The organism is Streptomyces sp. NBC_00386, assembly GCF_036063235.1.
GTDB lineage: Bacteria > Actinomycetota > Actinomycetes > Streptomycetales > Streptomycetaceae > Streptomyces.
Genome location: NZ_CP107950.1, coordinates 6408504 through 6426701 on the forward strand (window position 1 = coordinate 6408504; position 18198 = coordinate 6426701).

Here is an 18198-nt window from a genome sequence, read left to right on the forward strand (position 1 = left end):
GTTCCAGCCTGGGTCCATGAGCATCCGTCCCTGGGTCGTTGTCGAGCCGCCGGACAGCCGTGGGCTGCGGCGGGTCGTCGTGGGCGGAGAGACGGTGGGCCGTGCCTGGTCGGCAGCCGGACTGCGGAGGATCCTCGGGCGCCTCGGTCACCCGGAGGACCTGGATCTGGAGGATCCGGCAGCCGTCTGCTGGCGCGGAGGTGACAGCGGGACGTGGCCCGACCGCGCGGGGAGACGGCACGCGGTCACCGTGCTCATGGTGGCCGGGCTGCTCGCGTCCATGGCCCTCAGCTCGGTGGTCGGGGGGCCCGACGCCTTCGGGGCCCTGACCTTCGCGCAACGGATCAATGGGATCGTGTTCGTCCTGTCGGGTGCGGTGCAGGGCGCGGCGGCCGTCGCGGCACTCGACTACGGGGGGAAACGACAGTTCCGTGCCTCCGGGGCGATCGTCCTGCTCGGCGTGCTCATCGCGCTCGCCACCGACAGTCTGCTGCTGTTCATGTGGCTCGAAGAGATGGAGTTCACGCCCTATGTGCTGGTGTTCATGCCCCTTTGGTGCTGGTCTCTGTGGGCCCTGTGCCTTCTTGTACGGAACAGATCGTGGAAGGAAGTCCCACAGCCCAGGAGGTTCGCGGCCGGAGTGGTCGCCACCGCGCTCCTGACCGGCACCAGCCTGGCGTATTCGACCATGTACCAGCCTGCGGCGGCCCCGATGCACCTCACTCTGAAGGCGGAATTCGGAAGGTCGCGGGTGGATCGCTCGCTCGGGTTTCTCCAGGTCCCGCTGACGCTTTACATGAAGAACACCGGAGGGATTCCGGTGTACATCCTGAACGACAGCTACACGGTCTCCGGCAGAGGGGGTGCGTACTCCACATACCCTGCCGACAGGGACCTGATGCGGGAGTGGCGAGAGAGCGCTGGCCGGCGGGGCGAGGACTCGGGGGAAGCGGAGCGCTATGTCGACCACCTCGTGTACACCACGATCAGCAGCGGGCATTTCTATGGTCCCGGAAATCGGCTCGAAATCGGGGAAGAATACACGCGCAAGCATGTGGTCCAACTTCCCAAGGACGCCAAGTACGACATCCTGAGCGTCGACCTGACGATCTCATACATGAGGAAGGACCGAGGGAAGATCGACGTGGAGGAGTTCAAAACTCCCCATTATTCATGGGACAAATATGACAGACGATACTACTGCCCTCCGGAAGAAGGGTGCTTCCAGCAGATCTATTACCACGGGAGGGTGTGGCACAACGATAATCTAGTCAATCTGACGCGAAAGCCGCGCTATGTGACGGCGTTCTGGTCTCCGGGACGCATCCCCGATTCGTTGATCTCTCCCTACGATTTCAAAGGGGAGACGGGCGGGGTGCAGAAGGAGAAGAGGGAGCGGGGAAGATACGGGGCCACGCAGGCGCATATGAGTTACGAGGTCTCCCTCGCGGAGCTGCTTGCTCCGCCCCCTGTTCTGCTACCACCGGGTTATTCGAGCCAGGTACCGACGGCGACCCCGTAGTCCTCGTCGAGGTAAGAGGCGGTCGACCGGCAGTAAGAAGCCCGCTGGCCGATGGTGGACCACAGATGGTCCCTCGGGACGACCTTGGCGAGCTCCATGATGAGCGGTGCGATCTTGATCGGTGCGTGGACGTTCTCGTTGTTCTGCAACTCGGCGAGGACGTCGAGCAGGATGTCGCTCTTTTCCTTGCTCTTCCAGAAGTCCTTGACTCCTTCCGGACGCCAACTGCCGGGAACCAGATCCTTCAGCTCCTCGGGGAGTTCATTCCCCGCCGACGATCTGAATATGGCGTTGGTACAGGTCTCGGCCGCCTTGCCGAGAGGGTCCTTCGGCCGTCCCTGGGCCGAGGCCGCCGCCTCCTGCTTGTCGCTGATGCGAGCGGACCGATCCCGCATGTCCTTCTCGGCTTCGGTCCGGTCCTTCGACGACGACTCGGGGTTGTTGAACACCTGCAGCTTCTCGTTCTGCTCGTACACGGCCCGAACGAGCTCGTTCCGGTGCGTCGGGGGCATTGCCGCGGCTGCGCTCGCCGGGGACGTTTCCGGGGTGGCGGCGGCGTCTGCCTGCGCGACGCCCATCTGTTCCTCGAACCCCCGAAGCGAGGCCGTCTGATAGCCCCCCGTCACCGCGCTGCTCAACCCTCCCGTAATCGTCAGCAGCTGTCCCCGCAGCTCCGCGGGTGTCCGGGAGTCGCAGATCATGTCCAGCGCGGACGTCGTGCGCGTCATGACCAGGAGAACGGAGGACCGCGTCTCGGACGGCACCTGCGAGTCGTATCCCACCTTCAGGGCGGAGGACACCTGCTTCACGAGTGCGGTCAGCTGTTTCCGGAGCTGCGGAGGTGTGCTGTCGTCACCGGTGGCCGTCAGCGCGATGGTCAGATGTTCGACGCTCTCGATGACCCCTTGCCGGTCCCGCAGCGACGTCTCGGGGTCCTTGACCGCTTCGAGCGTGGTGGCCAATTCGTCGACGGTCGGCGTGAGTTCCTCGGGAACGGTTCCCTTCGTCTCGTTCAGGCGCGCCGCGGTTTCATCGATTTGTTTCTTTTGTTCCGTGAGGGGGTCGGTATCCCCTTGCTCCGTGTCACCGGAACCCGGCGGCTGTGACGACTGGTCAGAGCTCGGTGTGTGCTCCTGATCCGACGACGCACCGGTCGGTGCGGAGGTGGTGCCGCTGGGCGTAGGCGTGCCGCTCGGTGTGGAGGTCGTGCCGCTGGGCGTCGGCGTGCTGCTCGGCGTCGACGAGGGAGGCGGACTGTCTCCCGGTGAAGGAGGCGGTGTTGTCCCGACTGCCGACGTCCTGCTCGCGCTGGGGGCCTGGAGCGCTGCTGTCGCACTTGTCAGACCGGCGGGAAATGCGAGTGCCGCAGCCAAGAGGGATGCGTTGACGCTGTGGACGGCGCGTCGCCTGAAGGTTCTGGCCATGGGGGTTCCAGATGCGCTTCGCGGGGTGCTTGCTTCATCCGTTGCGGACCGGGCCCACATTCCACTCTTCACCTGGTCGGTGCCCCCCGCAACGCGGGCGCCGGGCTCGGTGTCGTCCTCACGGAGTGCGGGACTTGGAAGGTGATCGGGGCAGGCTTGCGGTACGGGATCCGGAGGGGTGTGCGCCGGGCGGAGCGGCGTCCGTAGGGTGGGGTCGACGGTGAGGCAGTGGGAGGAGTGGGGCATGGGTGGCTGGAGTGCGAAGGACATGCCCGGGCAGCGGGGGCGGGTCGCCGTCGTCACCGGGGCCAACAGCGGGCTCGGTCTCGTCACCGCGCGCGAGCTGGCGCGCGGCGGGGCCCGGGTGGTGCTCGCCTGCCGCAGCGAGACCCGCGGCAGGGAAGCGGCCGAGCGGATCGCCGCCGAAGTGCCCGCGGCGGAGGTGGAGTTCGCCCGTCTCGACCTCGGGGACCTCGCGTCCGTAAGGGAGTTCGCGGACTCCTTCTCCTACGACCGCCTCGACCTGCTCGTGAACAACGCGGGCGTGATGGCGCTGCCGTACGGAACGACGGCCGACGGGTTCGAGACGCAGTTCGGTGTGAACCACCTCGGGCACTTCGCGCTCACCGGGCTGCTGTTCCCGGTGATCGCGAAGACCCCCGGCGCGCGGATCGTCACCGTGTCGAGCATGGTCCACGTGCTCTCGGACATCGACCTCGGCGACCTCGACAGCGAGAAGCAGCCGTACCGCAAGTGGATCGCCTACGGCCGGTCCAAGAGCGCCAATCTCCTCTTCACGCACGAGCTCGCGCGGCGGCTGTCCGCCGCCGGGTCCGATGTCGTCGCGGCCGCGGCGCACCCCGGGTACGCCTCCACCAACCTGCAGACCGCCGGGCCCCGGCTGGAGGGGCGCAAGCGCGCCGAGCGGCTGATGGAGATCGGCAACCGCGTCTTCGCACAGAGCGCCGAGGCCGGCGCCCTGCCGTCGCTGTACGCGGCCACCGCCCCCGGCGTGCGGCCCGACACCTTCGTCGGACCGTCGTTCGCGATGTGGCGCGGCTCGCCCGCGACGTCCTGGCGGGCCGGCCGGACCCGCGACGACACCAGGGCGGAGCTGCTCTGGGCCGCCTCGGAGCGGCTGACGGGTGTCACGTACGAGGGGCTCAAGGGCTGACGCCCCGGCCGCACCCCGGGGAGACCCGGACCGGACCGGGTCAGGCGGCCCGGCCCGGCCCGGACCGGATCGGCTCAGGCGGTCCGCACCTCGTACGTCTCCACCCGTACCTCCTCGTCGTCCAGGCACCGCCCGGACTCCAGGTCGAAGCGCTGCTTGAGCAGCGGCGAGGCGACGAACGGGTGGCCCCGGTGGGTTCCGGTCAGCCCGCGGGAGAGCACCGCGGCCCCGCTGAACGGATCACGGTTGTCGATCGCGTACGTCCGTCCCGCGCGGTCGGTGAACAGGGCGACCTGGCGGCCGTCCGGGAGGAGGGCGGCGACGCCCCGCCCCGGAGTCAGCAGGGACAGCTCGCAGACCGTGAACCAGCCGCCCTCCAGCAGGAGCTGGAGCGTGAGGGCCGTCGTCGGCCGGGTCGTCTCGGGTGCCAGGGTCATCGCTGGGCACTTCCTTCCAGGGCTTCCAGGGGTCGGTGTCCGATGGTGAGCAGCGGCAGGTCGGGCTTGATCTGGTCGCGCTCGGGAACGAAGCCGACGACCGGGTCCGGGGTGTCGGGGGCGTTCACGAACGACACGAACCGGCCCAGCTTCTCCGGGTCGTTGATGGTCTCGGCCCACTCGTCCCGGTAGTTCGCGACATGCGCGGTCATCAGCGACTCCAGCTCCTCGCAGATGCCGAGCGAGTCCTCCACGACCACCTCGCGGACGTGGTCGAGGCCGCCGGGAATCCGCTCCAGCCAGGTCGAGGTGCGCTCCAGGCGGTCCGCGGTGCGGATGTAGAACATCAGGAAGCGGTCGATCAGACGGACCAGTTCGGCGTCCGACAGGTCCTGGGCCAGCAGGTCCGCGTGGCGCGGGGTCGCGCCGCCGTTGCCGCCGACGTAGAGGTTCCAGCCGTTGGAGGTGGCGATGATGCCGAAGTCCTTGGACTGGGCCTCGGCGCACTCGCGGGCGCACCCGGAGACCGCCGACTTGAGCTTGTGCGGGGACCGCAGACCCCGGTAGCGCAGCTCCAGGTCGATCGCCATCCGCACCGAGTCCTGCACGCCGTACCGGCACCAGGTCTGTCCGACGCAGGACTTCACCGTCCGCAGCGACTTGCCGTACGCGTGCCCGGACTCGAAGCCGGCGTCCACCAGCCGTGCCCAGATCAGAGGGAGTTGCTCCACCCGCGCACCGAAAAGGTCGATGCGCTGACCGCCGGTGATCTTCGTGTAGAGCCCGAAGTCCCGTGCCACCTCGCCGATCACGATGAGCTTCTCGGGAGTGATCTCGCCGCCGGGGATGCGCGGCACGATCGAGTACGAGCCGTTCTTCTGGAGGTTGGCGAGGAAGTGGTCGTTGGTGTCCTGGAGCGCGGCCTGTTCGCCGTCCAGGACGTAGCCGTCGGCGCCGATCGTGGGGGCGAGGGAGGCGATGATCGAGCCGACGGCGGGCTTGCAGACCTCGCAGCCGTCACCGCCCCGGGCGTCCTCGCGGCCGTACCGGTCCAGCAGCGTCCGGTACGAGGCGATCCTGAGCGCCAGGACGATCTCGTACAGCTCCTCGCGGGTCTGCCCGAAGCAGCCGCACAGGCCCTTGTCGACCTCGACGCCGCTCGCCTCCAGCTCGGCGGTGACCAGCTGGCCCAGCACCTTGACGCAACTGCCGCAGCCCGTACCGGCCTTGGTGCACTTCTTGACCTCGGGCACGGTGGTGCAGGAGTGCTCGGTCACCGCGCCGCGGATCGTGCCCTTGGTGACGTTGTGGCAGGAGCAGACGACCGCCTCGTCCGGCAGCGCGGACGGGCCGAGCTGCACGGGGGCGCCCGCCCCCGCCGGCAGGACCAGGGACTCCGGGGACACCGGCGGGACCGAGCCGGTGAAGGCGCGCAGCGTTCCGTACGCCTCCGCGTCGCCGATCAGGATGCCGCCGAGCAGTGTGCCGTCCCGGCCGATGACCAGTTTCTTGTACAGGCCCGCGCGGGAGTCGGAGTAGACGACGTCCAGGCAGTCCTCGGTGGTGCCGTGGGCGTCGCCGAAGGACGCCACGTCGACGCCGAGCAGCTTGAGCTTGGTGGACAGGTCCGCGCCCGTGAACGCCCTCTCGTCCTCGGCGATGGTCGCCGCGGCCGTCTCCGCCTGCTCGTAGCCGGGCGCCACCAGGCCGTACACCCGGCCGTCCGCCGCCAGCGCGCACTCGCCGATCGCGAACACGCTCGGGTCGGCGACCGTACGGCACTGCTCGTCGACGGTGATGCCGCCGCGCTCGCCGACCGTCAGACCGCAGTCGCGGGCCAGTTGGTCGCGGGGGCGGACACCGGCGGAGAACACCACCAGGTCGGTGGCGAGTTCGGAGCCGTCGGAGAGCTTCATACCGGTGACCGCGCCGTCCTCGCCGACCACGATCGCCTGTGTGCCCACGCCCGTGTGGACGGACAGGCCCATGTCCTCGATCGTGCGCAGCAGCGCGGCCCCGCCGCCCTCGTCGACCTGCACCGGCATCAGACGGGGTGCGAACTCCACGATGTGGCTGGTGAGTCCGAGGCCCTTGAGCGCACCCGCGGCCTCCAGGCCCAGCAGACCACCGCCGACGACGGCTCCGGTCGTCGCCCGCGACCTCGCGTACTCCTCGATGGCGAGCAGGTCGTCGATCGTGCGGTAGACGAAACAGCCCTCGGCGTCCTTGCCGGGGACCGGCGGGACGAAGGGGAAGGAGCCGATGGCCAGAACGAGGGTGTCGTAGCCGACCGTCAGACCGGACCTGGCCGTCACGGTGCGCGCGGCCCGGTCGACCGACTCGGCCGCGTCGCCGACGTGCAGCTCGATGCCGTGCTCGTGGATGAACTCCATGTCGGTCATGGAGAGGTCCTCGGGGGTCTTCCCGGAGAAGTACGAGGTGAGGGCGACGCGGTCGTAGGCGGGGCGCGGCTCCTCGCACAGCACGACCACGCGGTGTGTGGCGGTCAGACCGCGTTCGGCGAGCGCTTCGAGGAAGCGCTGGCCGACCATGCCGTGGCCGACGAGCACGATCGTGGGGCGGGGCCGGCCCCCGTCGGTAGCGGTCGTGGACATCAGGAGCCTCCATCGTTGGTGAGCAGGTGGAGCAGGGGGGCGCCGTCCGCGGGGAGCGGCTCGGCTCCCTCCCAGGCGCGGGCGAGCGCGCCGACGGTGCCGAGTTCGCCGACGAGAACTCCGCCGACCAGGCGGTCGTCGCGGACGACGACCTTGCGGTAGGTGCCGCGGGTGGCGTCCGTGAGCTGGACGACGTCGTCGCCCGGGCGTGGTTCGGTCTCGCCGAACGCGGCCAGGTCGAAGGGGGCGAGGCCGGAGGGCGTGCGTCCGGAGGGGGCGTCCCGTCCGGTCAGGGTGAGCCGGGTCAGGGAACGGGTGCCGGAGTAGCGGGCGTTCGCGTCCCCCGCGAGCAGTTCGGCCAGCAGGTCCGCCTGTTCGAGGGCGGGGGCGGCGAGACCGTAGACCGTGCCGTCGTGCTGGGCGCAGTCCCCGAGGGCGCGGATGTGCGGGTCGCTGGTGCGCAGTTCGTCGTCGACGAGGACGCCCTTGTGGACGGCGAGACCGGCTTCCTCGGCCAGGCCCGCGCGCGGACGCACCCCGCAGGCCAGCACCACCAGGTCGGCGTCGAGCGCGTAGCCGTCGGCCAGTTCCACCGAGCGGACCGCGCCGCCCAGGCAGCGCACGTCCCGTACCCGGCACTCGGTGTGCACCTCGACGCCGAGGTCGAGCAGATGCCGCAGCACCAGCTTCGAGGCGCTCGGGTCGAGCTGGCGCTCCATGAGCCGCTCGGCCTGCTGGGCGAGGACCACCTGGGCGCCGCGCACGGCGAGCGCCCGGGCGGCGGAGACGCCCAGCAGACCGCCGCCGACGACGACCGCCCGTACCCCCGGCCGCAGTGCCTTCGACAGGCCAAGGCAGTCGTCCATGGTGCGGAACGCGTGGACACCCTCGGGCAGTTCGTGGTCGGGAGTGCTGTGCCTTCCCGGGGGACGACCCCCGGACCCCCGGCCGGAAGAGCGGGCCGGATCGCCTGCCCGGTGTGTCGATGCGAGGTACATGTCCGTGAACAGGCCGCGCAGCGGCGGCAGCACCGGGTTGGAGCCGGTGGCCAGGACCAGCGTGTCGTATGCGATCTCCGTACCGTCCGCGCAGCGCACGGTCCGCGCGAGGCGGTCGATGCCGGTGACCCGGGCGCGGACCAGCTCCGGCGGGGCCGGGAGCGAGATCACCTCCGGCTCGTAGCGTCCGGCCAGCACCTCGGCGAGCAGCACCCGGTTGTAGGGCCGGTGCTCCTCCTCGCCGACGACCAGCGCGGACCCTCCGAGCTCACCGAGCCGCCGGGCGAACCGGACGCCCGCGAGGCCGGCGCCGATCACCACCACACGCGTATTCGAGGTCATGACCACACCGTGCGGTGCCGGTGTTACCCGGTGGCATCACCTCTGTTTCCCGGGAGGAACGCTGCCCTCAGCCGGGGCGGGGCGGCGGTGTGAGGGCGCGGGGGAGGGCACGGAGCGAGGTATCGAGCGAGGTGTCGGGGGAGCGGGCCGGCGGACGCGGTGATCCGCCGCGCGAACCTCTGGAATCGCTCAAGCTTCCCGGGGTCCGTGCATCGCGCATCCACCCGTCGCTTAGGGTCGCGATCATGCCCGACATATCGCTGACCATGCTTCTTGTGCTCTGTGCCGCCGCTCTGGCGGCCGGCTGGATCGACGCGGTGGTCGGCGGAGGAGGGCTGCTCCTGCTGCCCGCCATGCTGCTCGGCCTGCCCGCCGGCACCTCGGCGGCGTACGCGCTCGGCACGAACAAGGCGGTCGGGATCGTCGGCACCACGGGCGCCGCGGTGACGTACGCGCGCAAGACACCCGTGGACGTGCGGCTGGCCGTACGGATCGGCCTCGCGGCCCTCGCCGGTTCGACCGGGGGCGCGTTCGTCGCGGCCGGGCTGAGCACCGACGTGCTCAAGCCGGTCGTCATGGTCGTCCTGCTCGCCGTCGGTACCTTCGTGATCCTGCGGCCCGCCTTCGGCACGGCGCCGCCGACCACCCCGGTCAGCGCGCGTCGCGTCCTCGCCGCGATCGGCCTGGCGGGCCTCGGCATCGGCTTCTACGACGGGCTCATCGGCCCCGGCACGGGCACGTTCCTCGTACTCGCCCTCACCGCGCTGCTCCACCTCGACCTGGTGACGGCCTCCGCCACCGCAAAGATCGTCAACTGCTGCACCAACGCGGGCGCCCTCGCGACCTTCGCCTGGAAGGGCACGGTGTTCTGGGAGCTGGCCGCCCTGATGGCCGTGTTCAATCTGGCGGGCGGCATGGTGGGGGCGCGGACCGCGCTCAAGCAGGGCAGCGGGTTCGTCCGGGCGGTCCTGCTGACGGTGGTGTTCGCGCTGGTGGCGAACCTGGCGTACCAGCAGTGGCTCGCCTGAACCCGGGCCTCGGCAGCCGTCAGTGGCTCGCTTGACCCCGGGCCTCGGCAGCCGTCAGTGGCTCGTCTGAACCCGGGCCTCGGCAGCCGTCAGTGGCTCGCCTGACCCCGGATCTCGGCAGCGTCAGCGGCTCGCCTGAGCCCACGGCGGTAGTCGGTGGCTCGCGCTGACTGCCGGCGGCGGCCCGCGGTCCGCCCGGCCCCCGGCGACCTTGCGCGGCTCACCCCGGGCTACCGGCTGCTGCCGGTGAGATGGGCGAAGACGACCACGTTCCCCTGGTAGCCCGTCGTCGGCGAGTAGCTGCCGCCGCAGGTGATGACCCGCAGCTCGGGCCGGCGCGCGGCGCCGTACACCTTCGCGTCGGGGAAGGAACGGGAGTCGTACACCTCGACGGCGTCGACGGTGAAGACGGCCGTTCTGCCGTCGAGCCGGTCCACCTCGACCTTGCTGCCCGTGCGGAGCGAGCCCAGGTCGTAGAAGACGGCGGGGCCTTCCGCGTTGTCGACGTGCCCGGCCACGATCGCGGTGCCGCGTTCACCGGGGCTGGTCCCGGCCTCGTACCAGCCCGCCAGGTTCTTCTTTTGCGCGGGCGGCACGTCCAGGCTGCCCTGTGGGGTGAGGCCGAGGCCGATCAGGGGGGCGTCCACGCCGATCGCGGGGATGCGGATGCGGTCCGGCGGGGAGTGGGGCATCGCGGGGCCGGTGGACCGCGCACGGTCTCCGGCGGTCGCCGACTGCGCCGCGGACGGCTGGGGAGGCGGGTGCGCCTCGGCGCCGCTGCCCAGCAGCCAGGCGCCCGAGCACAGGGCGACGACCGTGACCGACGCTATGACGGCATTGCTGACCCGGCGCACGCGAGCCTCCTCACGGGTTCCCTTCCGGGGTGGGACCGGCCGGCGCCCGCGACGGCCGTGGGGTGTTCGACGATGCCGGTCCCTTCCCCCTCCGGGCCGCGAGGGGCGTCGGGCCACGGAGAGGGAGGGACGGCGGTACCGGCGGACGGACAGCGGAGGGTGTCCGTCAGATCCCGTCGCCTCTCGCCCGGCGATGCAGGAGCCAGGTACCGCCCGCGGCGGCGACGGCCAGTGCCGCCACTCCCGCCGCGGTCTGAACGGGGTCGGGGCCCAGCGCGCCGCCGACACCCGTGTCCACATGCCCGCGCGGCTGGACCTGCTCGCGCGTGGCGGCGAGGGTCACCAGGAGGTCGCCGGTGACGCGCCGGCCGTGCGAGCACGTCGCGACGATCTCGTACGTTCCCGGCTGCGCGCTCGGCGGCACCTGGAACTGACCGATCGCGTCGTGCTCGTGCGCGCTGGCGGCGAGGGTGAAGGAACCGCCGCCCACCGCGCCCGCGTCCCCGCTCGCGGTGCCGTCCGAGCCGCACGCGGCCGTGTTGACGGTGACGTCCTCGCCGGGGACGACGCTGGAGGGGAACACCTCCAGGCTTCCGGTGTCCCCGCCGTACACGGGCGCGGCGGCCAGCCCCGCGACGGCGACGGCGAGCGCGGTACCGGTCAGCAGACGGGCGGTACGTCGCATCGTGCCAGCTCCTCCGAGGGGGCACGGCCCGCGGCACCCCCAAGTGCCGCAGCGTCGGTCGCACCCCTGCCCTTCCGAGGTAAGTGGCACATGACCGCGACCGCTCTCTGATGGAGCGTCAGAAATGATGTGAACGGGTGTCAGACGGAACGCCGGGCGGGGCGGGAGCTCCGGCATTCCGGCAGGTCACCGGCGTGAACCCCTTGTACCGCGCACGGGAATCCGAAGGAGCCGGGGCGGGGGTGTGAATGGGTGACCCAAGGGTTGTCCGCCGGGTGTCCGGGGCCGTCCGCCGAGGGTGCGGGCTCGCTCGCCGGGGAGTTTTGAGTTCATCCGCCGGAAGTACGGGCCTGTCCGCCAGGTGTCCGGGATCGTCCGCCGACGGGGGCCCGGGCCGGCCCCGCGGGTGCCCCCGCCCGGCGGCCCGCGGGTGCCCCCGGCCCCCCGGCACGCCCGTCGGGCCCGCACGCCTACCGAGGGGGGATCTTCCCCGAGGGCCGGACGAAACGCCCGCTCGAACACGTTTCCACCGTCACCGCGAAGACGGGTGCGTACGTGAGCGTGTACCGGCCGGTGCGGGAGGACTATCGGCCGCCGGGGACGGACATGCTCCCCGGGAGCCGTGGGCAGGCGAACCTGACGGCGCCTGCCCACGGCGACCGGGGGAGCTCCGGACTCTTCGCGACTCTTCACGGCCGGAAGGCGTCCGGCGCGGGTCAGCCCACGGAGACCGCCGACCAGGCCGCCGCCACGGCGGCGTACTCGGCGCTGCCCGCTCCGTAGAGGTCCTTGGCCGCGTTCAGCGTGGCGGTGCGCGCGCCCGCGTACTTCGTCGACGAGGTCATGTAGACCGTCAGCGCGCGGTACCAGATCTTGCCCACCTTGTCGTGCCCGATGCCGGACACCGTGGAGCCGTTGCAGGTGGGGGAGTCGTAGCCGACGCCGTTGACGGTCTTCGCCCCGCTGCCCTCCGAGAGGAGGTAGGCGAAGTGGTTGGCGACGCCGGAGGAGTAGTGGACGTCCAGGTTGCCGACCGAACTGCTCCAGCAGTCCGCCGAGTTGCCGTCCTTGGAGGGCTTGTCCATGAAGCGGAGGGCGGGCTTGCCGAAGCCGGAGCGGACGATCTCCTCGCCGATCAGGTAGTCACCGGCGTCCGAGGAGTTGTTCGCGTACCACTCCACCATGGTTCCGAAGATGTCGGACGTCGCCTCGTTCAGGCCGCCGGACTCGCCCGAGTACGTCAGCGCGGCCGTCTTCGAGGTGACGCCGTGCGACATCTCGTGCCCGGCGACGTCCAGTGCGACGAGCGGCCCGAACGTCGAGCCGTCCCCGTCCCCGTACGTCATGCAGAAGCAACTGTCGTCCCAGAAGGCGTTGTTGTAGTTGTTGCCGTAGTGCACGCGGTTGTACGAGCCCTTGCCGTCGCCCGCGATGCCGTTCCGCCCGTGGACGTTCTTGTAGTAGTCCCAGGTCTCGTTCGTGCCGTACTGCGCGTCCACCGCGGCGGAGGAGCGGTCCGAGGTCGCGCCCGTGCCCCAGTGGTTGTCGGCGTCGGTGAAGAGCGTCGCGGGCGCCCGGCTGATGCAGATCCCGAAGATGCACAGGTCCGTCTTGTTCGCCGCGTCGCCCGTGTACGTGTTCCCGCGCGTCGGGTCCTTCAGCTGGTACGTCGATCCGGACTGCGTCGTCTCCAGCGGAACCGTGCCGCTGTAGAGCGAGTTGCCGTCGCCCGTCGCCGTCTCGACGCTGTCCCACGCGTCGATCCGCGCGCCGGTGCGGGCGTCGGTCAGCACCGTGCGCGCGACCGGGTTGCCGAGCCGGTCCTGGCCCACCGCGTCGGTGCGCCAGGTGAGCCTCGGATTTCCGTGCAGGGCGTCGACGATCAGCCGCGGTCTGGCCGTCACCTTCTTCAGCGCCTCACCGGAGTTGGCGGCGCGCAGCGCGTTCACCGCCAGGCCGGCCGCCTTCGCGCCGGAGAGTTCCGGAGTGACGTCGGCCAGTGAAATGGCCTTGCTCGTCGCGCGGTTCGCGCCTCGGTACGAACCGTCCGGAGCCAGGTGGACCACGAAGTCGCCGCCCAGTACGGGCAGTTCGCGATAGGTCCGGTCGTAGCGCACGTGCTGGGTGCCGTCCTTGTCGACGACGACGTCCCGGACGGTGGTGTGCTGAGCCGCGGTGAGACCCAGGCTCGCGGCGTGGGCCGCCAGCACCGAGGCCGCGTTCTCGACGGCGGTCGCCCGGGTCGGCCCGCTGTCGGCGTTCGCGGCCGGGGCGAGCGCGGCGGCCAGCAGGGTGGCCGCGGTCACGGCGGCGCCGGCGGTGGCGAGAGAGGAACCTCGGATGTGCCGTATTCGACTCATCGGTCTCCTTGGAAAGGTGCCTTGGGGAGGGCGTGTGGGGGGTGGGGCCCGTGGGGGAGGCGCTGGGAGCTGCATCCGATTTAAAGGTGCATGACATGTCATGTCCATAGCGCCTACCTGGTGCGTGCGGGATGCGGCGAGAATCGTTTCCGTACCCTCACGAATGGAGGCGATCATGGAACTGCCGGCCTGCCTGGCCGTCCTGACCACGACGGACGCGGCGGAGAAGGCCGAGGCGCTGGCCCGGGGCGCGGTGGCGGCGCGGGTCGCGGCCTGTGCCCAGATCTCGGGGCCGGTCACCTCCGTCTACCGCTGGGAGGGCGCCGTGGAGACGGCCTCCGAATGGCGGATCCAGTTCAAGACGACCGCGGCGCGCTACCCGGCGCTGGAGGCGTATCTCCTGGACGCCCACGACTACGACACGCCCGAGATCATCGCGACCCCGGTCGTGGCGGGAAGCCCGGACTATCTGCGCTGGCTGGAGGAGGAGACGGCCCCTTGAGCCCGGTCGGCCCCCGCGGCGAAGCGGAGTTGCCCTTCTTCGTCTACGGCACCCTGCGGCCCGGCGAGCACAACCACGACCTGTTCCTGCGCGGCCGTACCCGCTCCGAGGAGCCCGGACGGATGCGCGGGCTCGCGCTGTACGCGGGACCCGGATACCCGTACGCCGTCGACGAACCCGGTGGCGCGGTGTGCGGCGAGATCGTGACCGCCCGGCCGGAGGCGTACGAGCAACTGCTGCAGGAGCTGGACGAGTTGGAGGAGTACGTGCCGGGTGACGCGCGCAGCCTGTACGAACGCGTCGCACGTGACGCCGTGCGGGCGGACGGCGTCACGGTCGTGCGGGCCTGGGTGTACGTCGCCGCGCCCGCGGTGGCGGCCCGCCTGCGGTCCGGCGGCAAGCTGATCGAGGACGGGGACTGGCGCGGGGACAGGGACGGGGACAGGGGCAGGGACGGGGACGGGCATGGGGCCGTGGACGGGGGAGACGGTCCGGCGGGCGGGGCCGGCTGAAGCGCGCCCGTGCGGCGGGGGAGCGGGCGGGACGTGCCGGCCGTGCCCCGGCGCGCGTGGGCGGGGGGAGAGGCCCTGGGCGTGCCGCCGTGCCTGACGCACCTGTGCGGCTGGGCGGGGCCGGGGTGTGACCGCTGTTCGCCACGTGCACCCGTGCGGGTGGCCGTTCCGTGCGCCCCCGGAGCCGTGGCCCGTCCCGCGCCTAGGGTGCGGCCATGGCCGACCGCGACTTGACCCGACGACGTCTCCTCGCGCTCAGCGGGGCGGCCGTCGGCGCCACCCTGGGCATCGGACTCAGCTCCTGCTCGACGCAGGCTCCCGAGCCGGGCAAGCACCCCGGCTCGGGTTCCACGGAAGCACCCGGGACCGTCGGGAAGTCCGGGCCGGAAAGCCCGAGCGCCCGCTGACGGGCCCGAGCTGCGGAGCGCCCACCCCGTCAGTCCTTCCGCGCCGCCTCCACCCGTACCGCGCACGCCTTGAACTCCGGCATCCGGGAGACCGGATCCAGGGCCGGGTTGGTGAGGGTGTTGGCGCGGCCCTCTCCGGGCCAGTGGAAGGGCATGAACACGGTGTCGGGGCGGATGGCCGTGGTGAGCCGGGCCGGTGCGACGGCCCGGCCGCGCCTCGACACCACCGTCACGGCGTCCCCGTCCGCCGCGCCGAGCCGTTCGGCCAGCCGCGGATGCATCTCCACGTACGGGCCGGGCGCGGCGGCGTTGAGTTCGTCCACGCGCCGCGTCTGCGCCCCCGACTGGTACTGGGCCACCACCCGCCCGGTGGTCAGCAGCACCGGGTACTCGTCGTCCGGCTCCTCGGCGGCGGGCCGGTGCGACACGGGAACGAACCGCGCCCGGCCGTCCTCGGTGGCGAACCGTTCGAGGAAGAGGCGCGGCGTGCCCGGATGCTGCCCGGAGCCGGAGCCGGAGCCGGAGCCGGAGCCGGAGTCGGAGCCGGAGTCGGAGCCGGAGCCGGAGCCGAGGCCGGAGCCGGAGCCGGAGTCGGGCCCGGAGCCGCCCGCCGCCGAGGTTTCCGTGGCCGCGTCCGGAGTCCCCTGGGCCGGGCAGGGCCAGAACACCCCGTTCTCCTCGGCCAGCCGGCGGTAGGTGATCCCCGAATAGTCCGCCGGACCACCCGCACTCGCCCGGCGCAGTTCCTCGAAGACCTCCTCCGGGTCGGCGGGAAAACCCTTCTCCACGCCGAGGAGCGCGGCGAGTCCGTGCAGCACCTCGAGATCGCTGCGGATGCCTTCGGGAGGGGTGAGCGCGCGCCGGCGGAGCAGTACACGGCCCTCCAGGTTCGTCGTCGTGCCGGTCTCCTCGGCCCACTGGGCGACCGGCAGGACGACGTCCGCGAGGGCGGCGGTCTCGGAGAGGACGACATCGGCGACCGCGAGGAAGTCCAGCGACTTCAGACGTTCCTCGATGTGCGCGGCGCGGGGCGCGGACACCACCGGGTTCGACCCCATCAGCAGCAGGGAGCGGATGTCCGTCCCCATCGCGTCGAGGAGCTCGTACGCGCTGCGCCCGGGTCCGGGCAGCGTGGCGGGGTCGATGCCCCACACCTCGGCCACATGCCGCCGTGCGGCCGGATCGGTGAGCTTGCGGTAGCCGGGCAACTGGTCGGCCTTCTGGCCGTGTTCGCGCCCGCCCTGCCCGTTGCCCTGCCCGGTGAGGCAGCCGTATCCCGACAGCGGCCGGCCCGAACGCCCGGTGGCCAGGCACAGGTTGATCCAGGCGCCCACCGTGTCGGTGCCCTTGGAGTGCTGCTCGGGACCGCGCGCGGTCAGGACCATCGCGTTCTCGGGCTCGCAGAACATCCGCACGGCATGGCGGAGTTGGGGAACGGACACCCCCGTGATCCGTTCCACGTACTCCGGCCAGTGCGCCATCGCGGCCGCCCGCGCCTCCTCCCAGCCGCTCGTACGGTCCCGGATGTACTCCTCGTCCGTACGCCCCTCGGCGACGACCAGATGCAGCATCCCGAGCGCGAGCGCCAGATCCGTCCCCGGGCGCGGTGCCAGGTGCAGGTCCGCCTGTTCGGCCGTGCGGGTGCGGCGCGGGTCGACGACGATCAGCGTGCCGCCGTTCTCCTTCAGCTCGGTGACGAACCGCAGCGCGGGCGGCATCGTCTCGGCGAGGTTGGAGCCGACGAGGATCACACATCCGGTCCGCGGAACGTCCTCCAGCGGAAAGGGCAGCCCCCGGTCGAGACCGAAAGCCCTGATGCCGGCCGCCGCCGCGGACGACATGCAGAAGCGGCCGTTGTAGTCGATCTGCGAGGTGCCGAGGACGACGCGGGCGAACTTCCCGAGGGCGTAGGCCTTCTCGTTCGTCAGTCCGCCCCCGCCGAACACCCCGCAGGCGTCCGGCCCGTGGTCCGCGCGCGTGCGGGCCAGGCCCCCGGCGATCCGGGACAGGGCCTCGTCCCAGCCCGCGGGCCTGAGGACGCCCCCGGTGCGCACGAGCGGCGAGGTGAGCCGCACCCGGGACGACAGCAGCGCGGGCGCCGTGCGCCCCTTGCCGCACAGCGCGCCCCGGTTCACCGGGAAGTCCGCACGCTCGGTCACCGTGACGCCGCCGCCCGGCGCGGGCGTCAGGTTCATCCCGCACTGCAGGGCGCAGTACGGGCAGTGGGTGGGCGTCACGGAGGCCGTCATGGCCCCCAGCCTGCGGCGGGCGTGTTACGCGCCGGGGAGGCAGGCGTTACACGGCCGGTGCGGAGACCTCCCGCCGACGCCGTGCCCGCGGTGAGATCTCCCGGTGGACACGACCTAGCGGGCCGCTGCCAGAGCCCGGGTCACCCCGTGCTCCTTCGGACCGAGGAAATGCGGATCCGGCTCGAACAGCGTGTCCAGCGCGGCCTTGCCCGCCGCGAAGATCTCCCGGGTGTTGCCGTAGTACCAGGTGGCGTCGTGCTTGGCGGCCACGCCGATGCCGTACGAGCGCACCCCCGCCGCCCGGCACAGGGCGAGAGCCCGGCGGATGTGGAAGTCCTGGCTGATCAGGACGGCCTCGTGGACACCGAAGATCTTCCGGGCACGGACGCAGGAGTCCCAGGTGTCGAAGCCGGCGTAGTCGCTGACGATCCGCCGGCCGGGCACCCCGTGCGCGGTGAGGTAGGCGCGCATCGCGTCCGGCTCGTCGTAGTCCTCGCGGCTGTTGTCGCCGGTGACGAGGACGACCTCGACCCGGCCGGCCCGGTACAGCTTCGCCGCGGCGTCCAGGCGGTGGGCGAGATACGGGGACGGCTCGCCGTCCCACAGGCCCGCGCCGAACACGATCGCGACCTCGGTGCGCGGGGCGTCCGCCGTCGTCCGCAGCCGGTCGCCCGTCGACACGTACAGCCAGGTCGCCGGGAGCAGCGCCAGTACGCACAGGAGCATCAGCGCCTGCACGGCCCGCCGTTGCCCCCTGCGCGTACGCGGCAGGCGTGGCAGGCGGGGTCTGCGGAAGCTCGGGCGCTTCGGGCGCGGCAGACGCGGCATGATCGATGTCCCCCAGGTGTCGTCACTCGCGACGGCGCGCGGGCCCGTGTCCCCGGGAGGGCCGGCGCCGGATTCCACGCGGGTCCCGCGTGCCCGTTCAGCAGATGAAGACGCATCGTAGGGCCGTTCGGTTCGCCCGGATGTCCCGGCCTGGGCTTTCCGGCAGGAGAGAGCCGCAGGTGGGAACCCTCACAGTGCGCCGCCGCCGTTCGGTGAACCGCTGGAAAACGTCCGACACGCCCACGCAACGGCCCGGCAACT

General features: G+C 71.6%; 15 protein-coding genes. 6 read left to right on the top strand and 9 right to left on the bottom strand.

Annotated elements, in window-relative coordinates; genetic code table 11:
• Positions 1–16 precede the first annotated feature (16 nt).
• Positions 17–1522: a hypothetical protein gene (locus OG780_RS28085; protein ID WP_328452731.1), complete on the top strand. Its 1506-nt coding sequence runs from the start codon at positions 17–19 to the stop codon at positions 1520–1522.
• On the opposite strand, the gene OG780_RS28090 is transcribed toward OG780_RS28085, so the two are convergent.
• On the bottom strand, positions 1489–2484 hold the full coding sequence (locus tag OG780_RS28090; protein ID WP_328452733.1) for a hypothetical protein: 996 nt from the start codon (positions 2482–2484) through the stop codon (positions 1489–1491). The two genes, OG780_RS28085 and OG780_RS28090, sit on opposite strands and share 34 nt — an antisense overlap.
• 706 nt (positions 2485–3190) lie before the next feature.
• Here OG780_RS28090 and OG780_RS28095 point away from each other — a divergent pair.
• The gene (locus OG780_RS28095; RefSeq protein ID WP_328452735.1) at positions 3191–4120 is read left to right on the top strand and encodes an oxidoreductase; all 930 of its coding nucleotides are present in this window, start codon (positions 3191–3193) and stop codon (positions 4118–4120) included.
• A gap of 74 nt (positions 4121–4194) precedes the next feature.
• Here the strand turns inward: OG780_RS28095 and nirD are convergent, their stop codons facing one another.
• The 3 genes from nirD to OG780_RS28110 are packed head-to-tail and all read right to left on the bottom strand — an operon-like array spanning position 4195 to position 8512.
• On the bottom strand, positions 4195–4557 hold the full coding sequence (gene nirD, locus OG780_RS28100) for a nitrite reductase small subunit NirD (protein ID WP_328452737.1): 363 nt from the start codon (positions 4555–4557) through the stop codon (positions 4195–4197).
• Entirely contained in the window at positions 4554–7172 is a 2619-nt protein-coding gene (gene nirB / locus OG780_RS28105; RefSeq protein ID WP_328452739.1) for a nitrite reductase large subunit NirB, read from the bottom strand. Before nirB ends, nirD begins: the two co-directional genes overlap by 4 nt.
• Positions 7172–8512 carry an NAD(P)/FAD-dependent oxidoreductase gene (locus OG780_RS28110; RefSeq protein WP_328452741.1) on the bottom strand — a complete coding sequence of 447 codons (1341 nt, stop codon included), beginning with the start codon at positions 8510–8512 and terminating at the stop codon, positions 7172–7174. Before OG780_RS28110 ends, nirB begins: the two co-directional genes overlap by 1 nt.
• Before the next feature lie 245 nt (positions 8513–8757).
• On the opposite strand from OG780_RS28110, the gene OG780_RS28115 reads away from it, so the two are divergent.
• Positions 8758–9540: a sulfite exporter TauE/SafE family protein gene (locus OG780_RS28115; RefSeq protein ID WP_328452743.1), complete on the top strand. Its 783-nt coding sequence runs from the start codon at positions 8758–8760 to the stop codon at positions 9538–9540.
• A 230-nt stretch (positions 9541–9770) separates the two neighbouring features.
• On the opposite strand, the gene OG780_RS28120 is transcribed toward OG780_RS28115, so the two are convergent.
• From OG780_RS28120 to OG780_RS28130, 3 genes are all read right to left on the bottom strand, one after another.
• On the bottom strand, positions 9771–10394 hold the full coding sequence (locus tag OG780_RS28120) for a class F sortase (RefSeq protein ID WP_328452745.1): 624 nt from the start codon (positions 10392–10394) through the stop codon (positions 9771–9773).
• Between the two features lie 166 nt (positions 10395–10560).
• Positions 10561–11079, bottom strand: a complete 519-nt coding sequence (locus OG780_RS28125; protein ID WP_326787963.1) for a hypothetical protein — start codon at positions 11077–11079, stop codon at positions 10561–10563.
• Between the two features lie 716 nt (positions 11080–11795).
• Entirely contained in the window at positions 11796–13439 is a 1644-nt protein-coding gene (locus OG780_RS28130; RefSeq protein WP_328452747.1) for a M4 family metallopeptidase, read from the bottom strand.
• 175 nt (positions 13440–13614) lie between these two features.
• Here OG780_RS28130 and cutA point away from each other — a divergent pair, with 175 nt between their 5' ends.
• The 3 genes from cutA to OG780_RS28145 all read left to right on the top strand — a co-directional run bounded on the left by cutA (position 13615) and on the right by OG780_RS28145 (position 14860).
• Complete coding sequence (gene cutA, locus OG780_RS28135) at positions 13615–13941, top strand: divalent-cation tolerance protein CutA (RefSeq protein WP_328452749.1); 327 nt, start codon at positions 13615–13617, stop codon at positions 13939–13941.
• A 29-nt stretch (positions 13942–13970) separates the two neighbouring features.
• Entirely contained in the window at positions 13971–14453 is a 483-nt protein-coding gene (locus tag OG780_RS28140; RefSeq protein ID WP_328458435.1) for a gamma-glutamylcyclotransferase family protein, read from the top strand.
• A 215-nt stretch (positions 14454–14668) separates the two neighbouring features.
• The gene (locus tag OG780_RS28145) at positions 14669–14860 is read left to right on the top strand and encodes a twin-arginine translocation signal domain-containing protein (RefSeq protein ID WP_328452751.1); all 192 of its coding nucleotides are present in this window, start codon (positions 14669–14671) and stop codon (positions 14858–14860) included.
• Between the two features lie 29 nt (positions 14861–14889).
• Here the strand turns inward: OG780_RS28145 and OG780_RS28150 are convergent, their stop codons facing one another.
• Together OG780_RS28150 and OG780_RS28155 are read right to left on the bottom strand one after the other, a co-directional pair.
• On the bottom strand, positions 14890–17109 hold the full coding sequence (locus OG780_RS28150) for a molybdopterin oxidoreductase family protein (protein WP_328452753.1): 2220 nt from the start codon (positions 17107–17109) through the stop codon (positions 14890–14892).
• 114 nt (positions 17110–17223) lie between these two features.
• Positions 17224–17937 (bottom strand): SanA/YdcF family protein, encoded by a 714-nt coding sequence (locus tag OG780_RS28155; protein ID WP_328452755.1) that lies wholly within the window; start codon positions 17935–17937, stop codon positions 17224–17226.
• Positions 17938–18198: the final 261 nt, after the last annotated feature.

Coding starts and splice junctions, on each gene's coding strand:
- OG780_RS28130 (WP_328452747.1), bottom strand. CDS start 13,439: ATGAGTCGAATACGGCACATCCGAGGTTCCTCTCTCGCCACCGCCGGC.
- cutA (WP_328452749.1), top strand. CDS start 13,615: ATGGAACTGCCGGCCTGCCTGGCCGTCCTGACCACGACGGACGCGGCG.
- OG780_RS28115 (WP_328452743.1), top strand. CDS start 8,758: ATGCCCGACATATCGCTGACCATGCTTCTTGTGCTCTGTGCCGCCGCT.
- OG780_RS28155 (WP_328452755.1), bottom strand. CDS start 17,937: ATGCCGCGTCTGCCGCGCCCGAAGCGCCCGAGCTTCCGCAGACCCCGC.
- nirD (WP_328452737.1), bottom strand. CDS start 4,557: ATGACCCTGGCACCCGAGACGACCCGGCCGACGACGGCCCTCACGCTC.
- OG780_RS28150 (WP_328452753.1), bottom strand. CDS start 17,109: ATGACGGCCTCCGTGACGCCCACCCACTGCCCGTACTGCGCCCTGCAG.
- OG780_RS28125 (WP_326787963.1), bottom strand. CDS start 11,079: ATGCGACGTACCGCCCGTCTGCTGACCGGTACCGCGCTCGCCGTCGCC.
- OG780_RS28095 (WP_328452735.1), top strand. CDS start 3,191: ATGGGTGGCTGGAGTGCGAAGGACATGCCCGGGCAGCGGGGGCGGGTC.
- OG780_RS28110 (WP_328452741.1), bottom strand. CDS start 8,512: ATGACCTCGAATACGCGTGTGGTGGTGATCGGCGCCGGCCTCGCGGGC.
- OG780_RS28145 (WP_328452751.1), top strand. CDS start 14,669: ATGGCCGACCGCGACTTGACCCGACGACGTCTCCTCGCGCTCAGCGGG.
- nirB (WP_328452739.1), bottom strand. CDS start 7,172: ATGTCCACGACCGCTACCGACGGGGGCCGGCCCCGCCCCACGATCGTG.
- OG780_RS28085 (WP_328452731.1), top strand. CDS start 17: ATGAGCATCCGTCCCTGGGTCGTTGTCGAGCCGCCGGACAGCCGTGGG.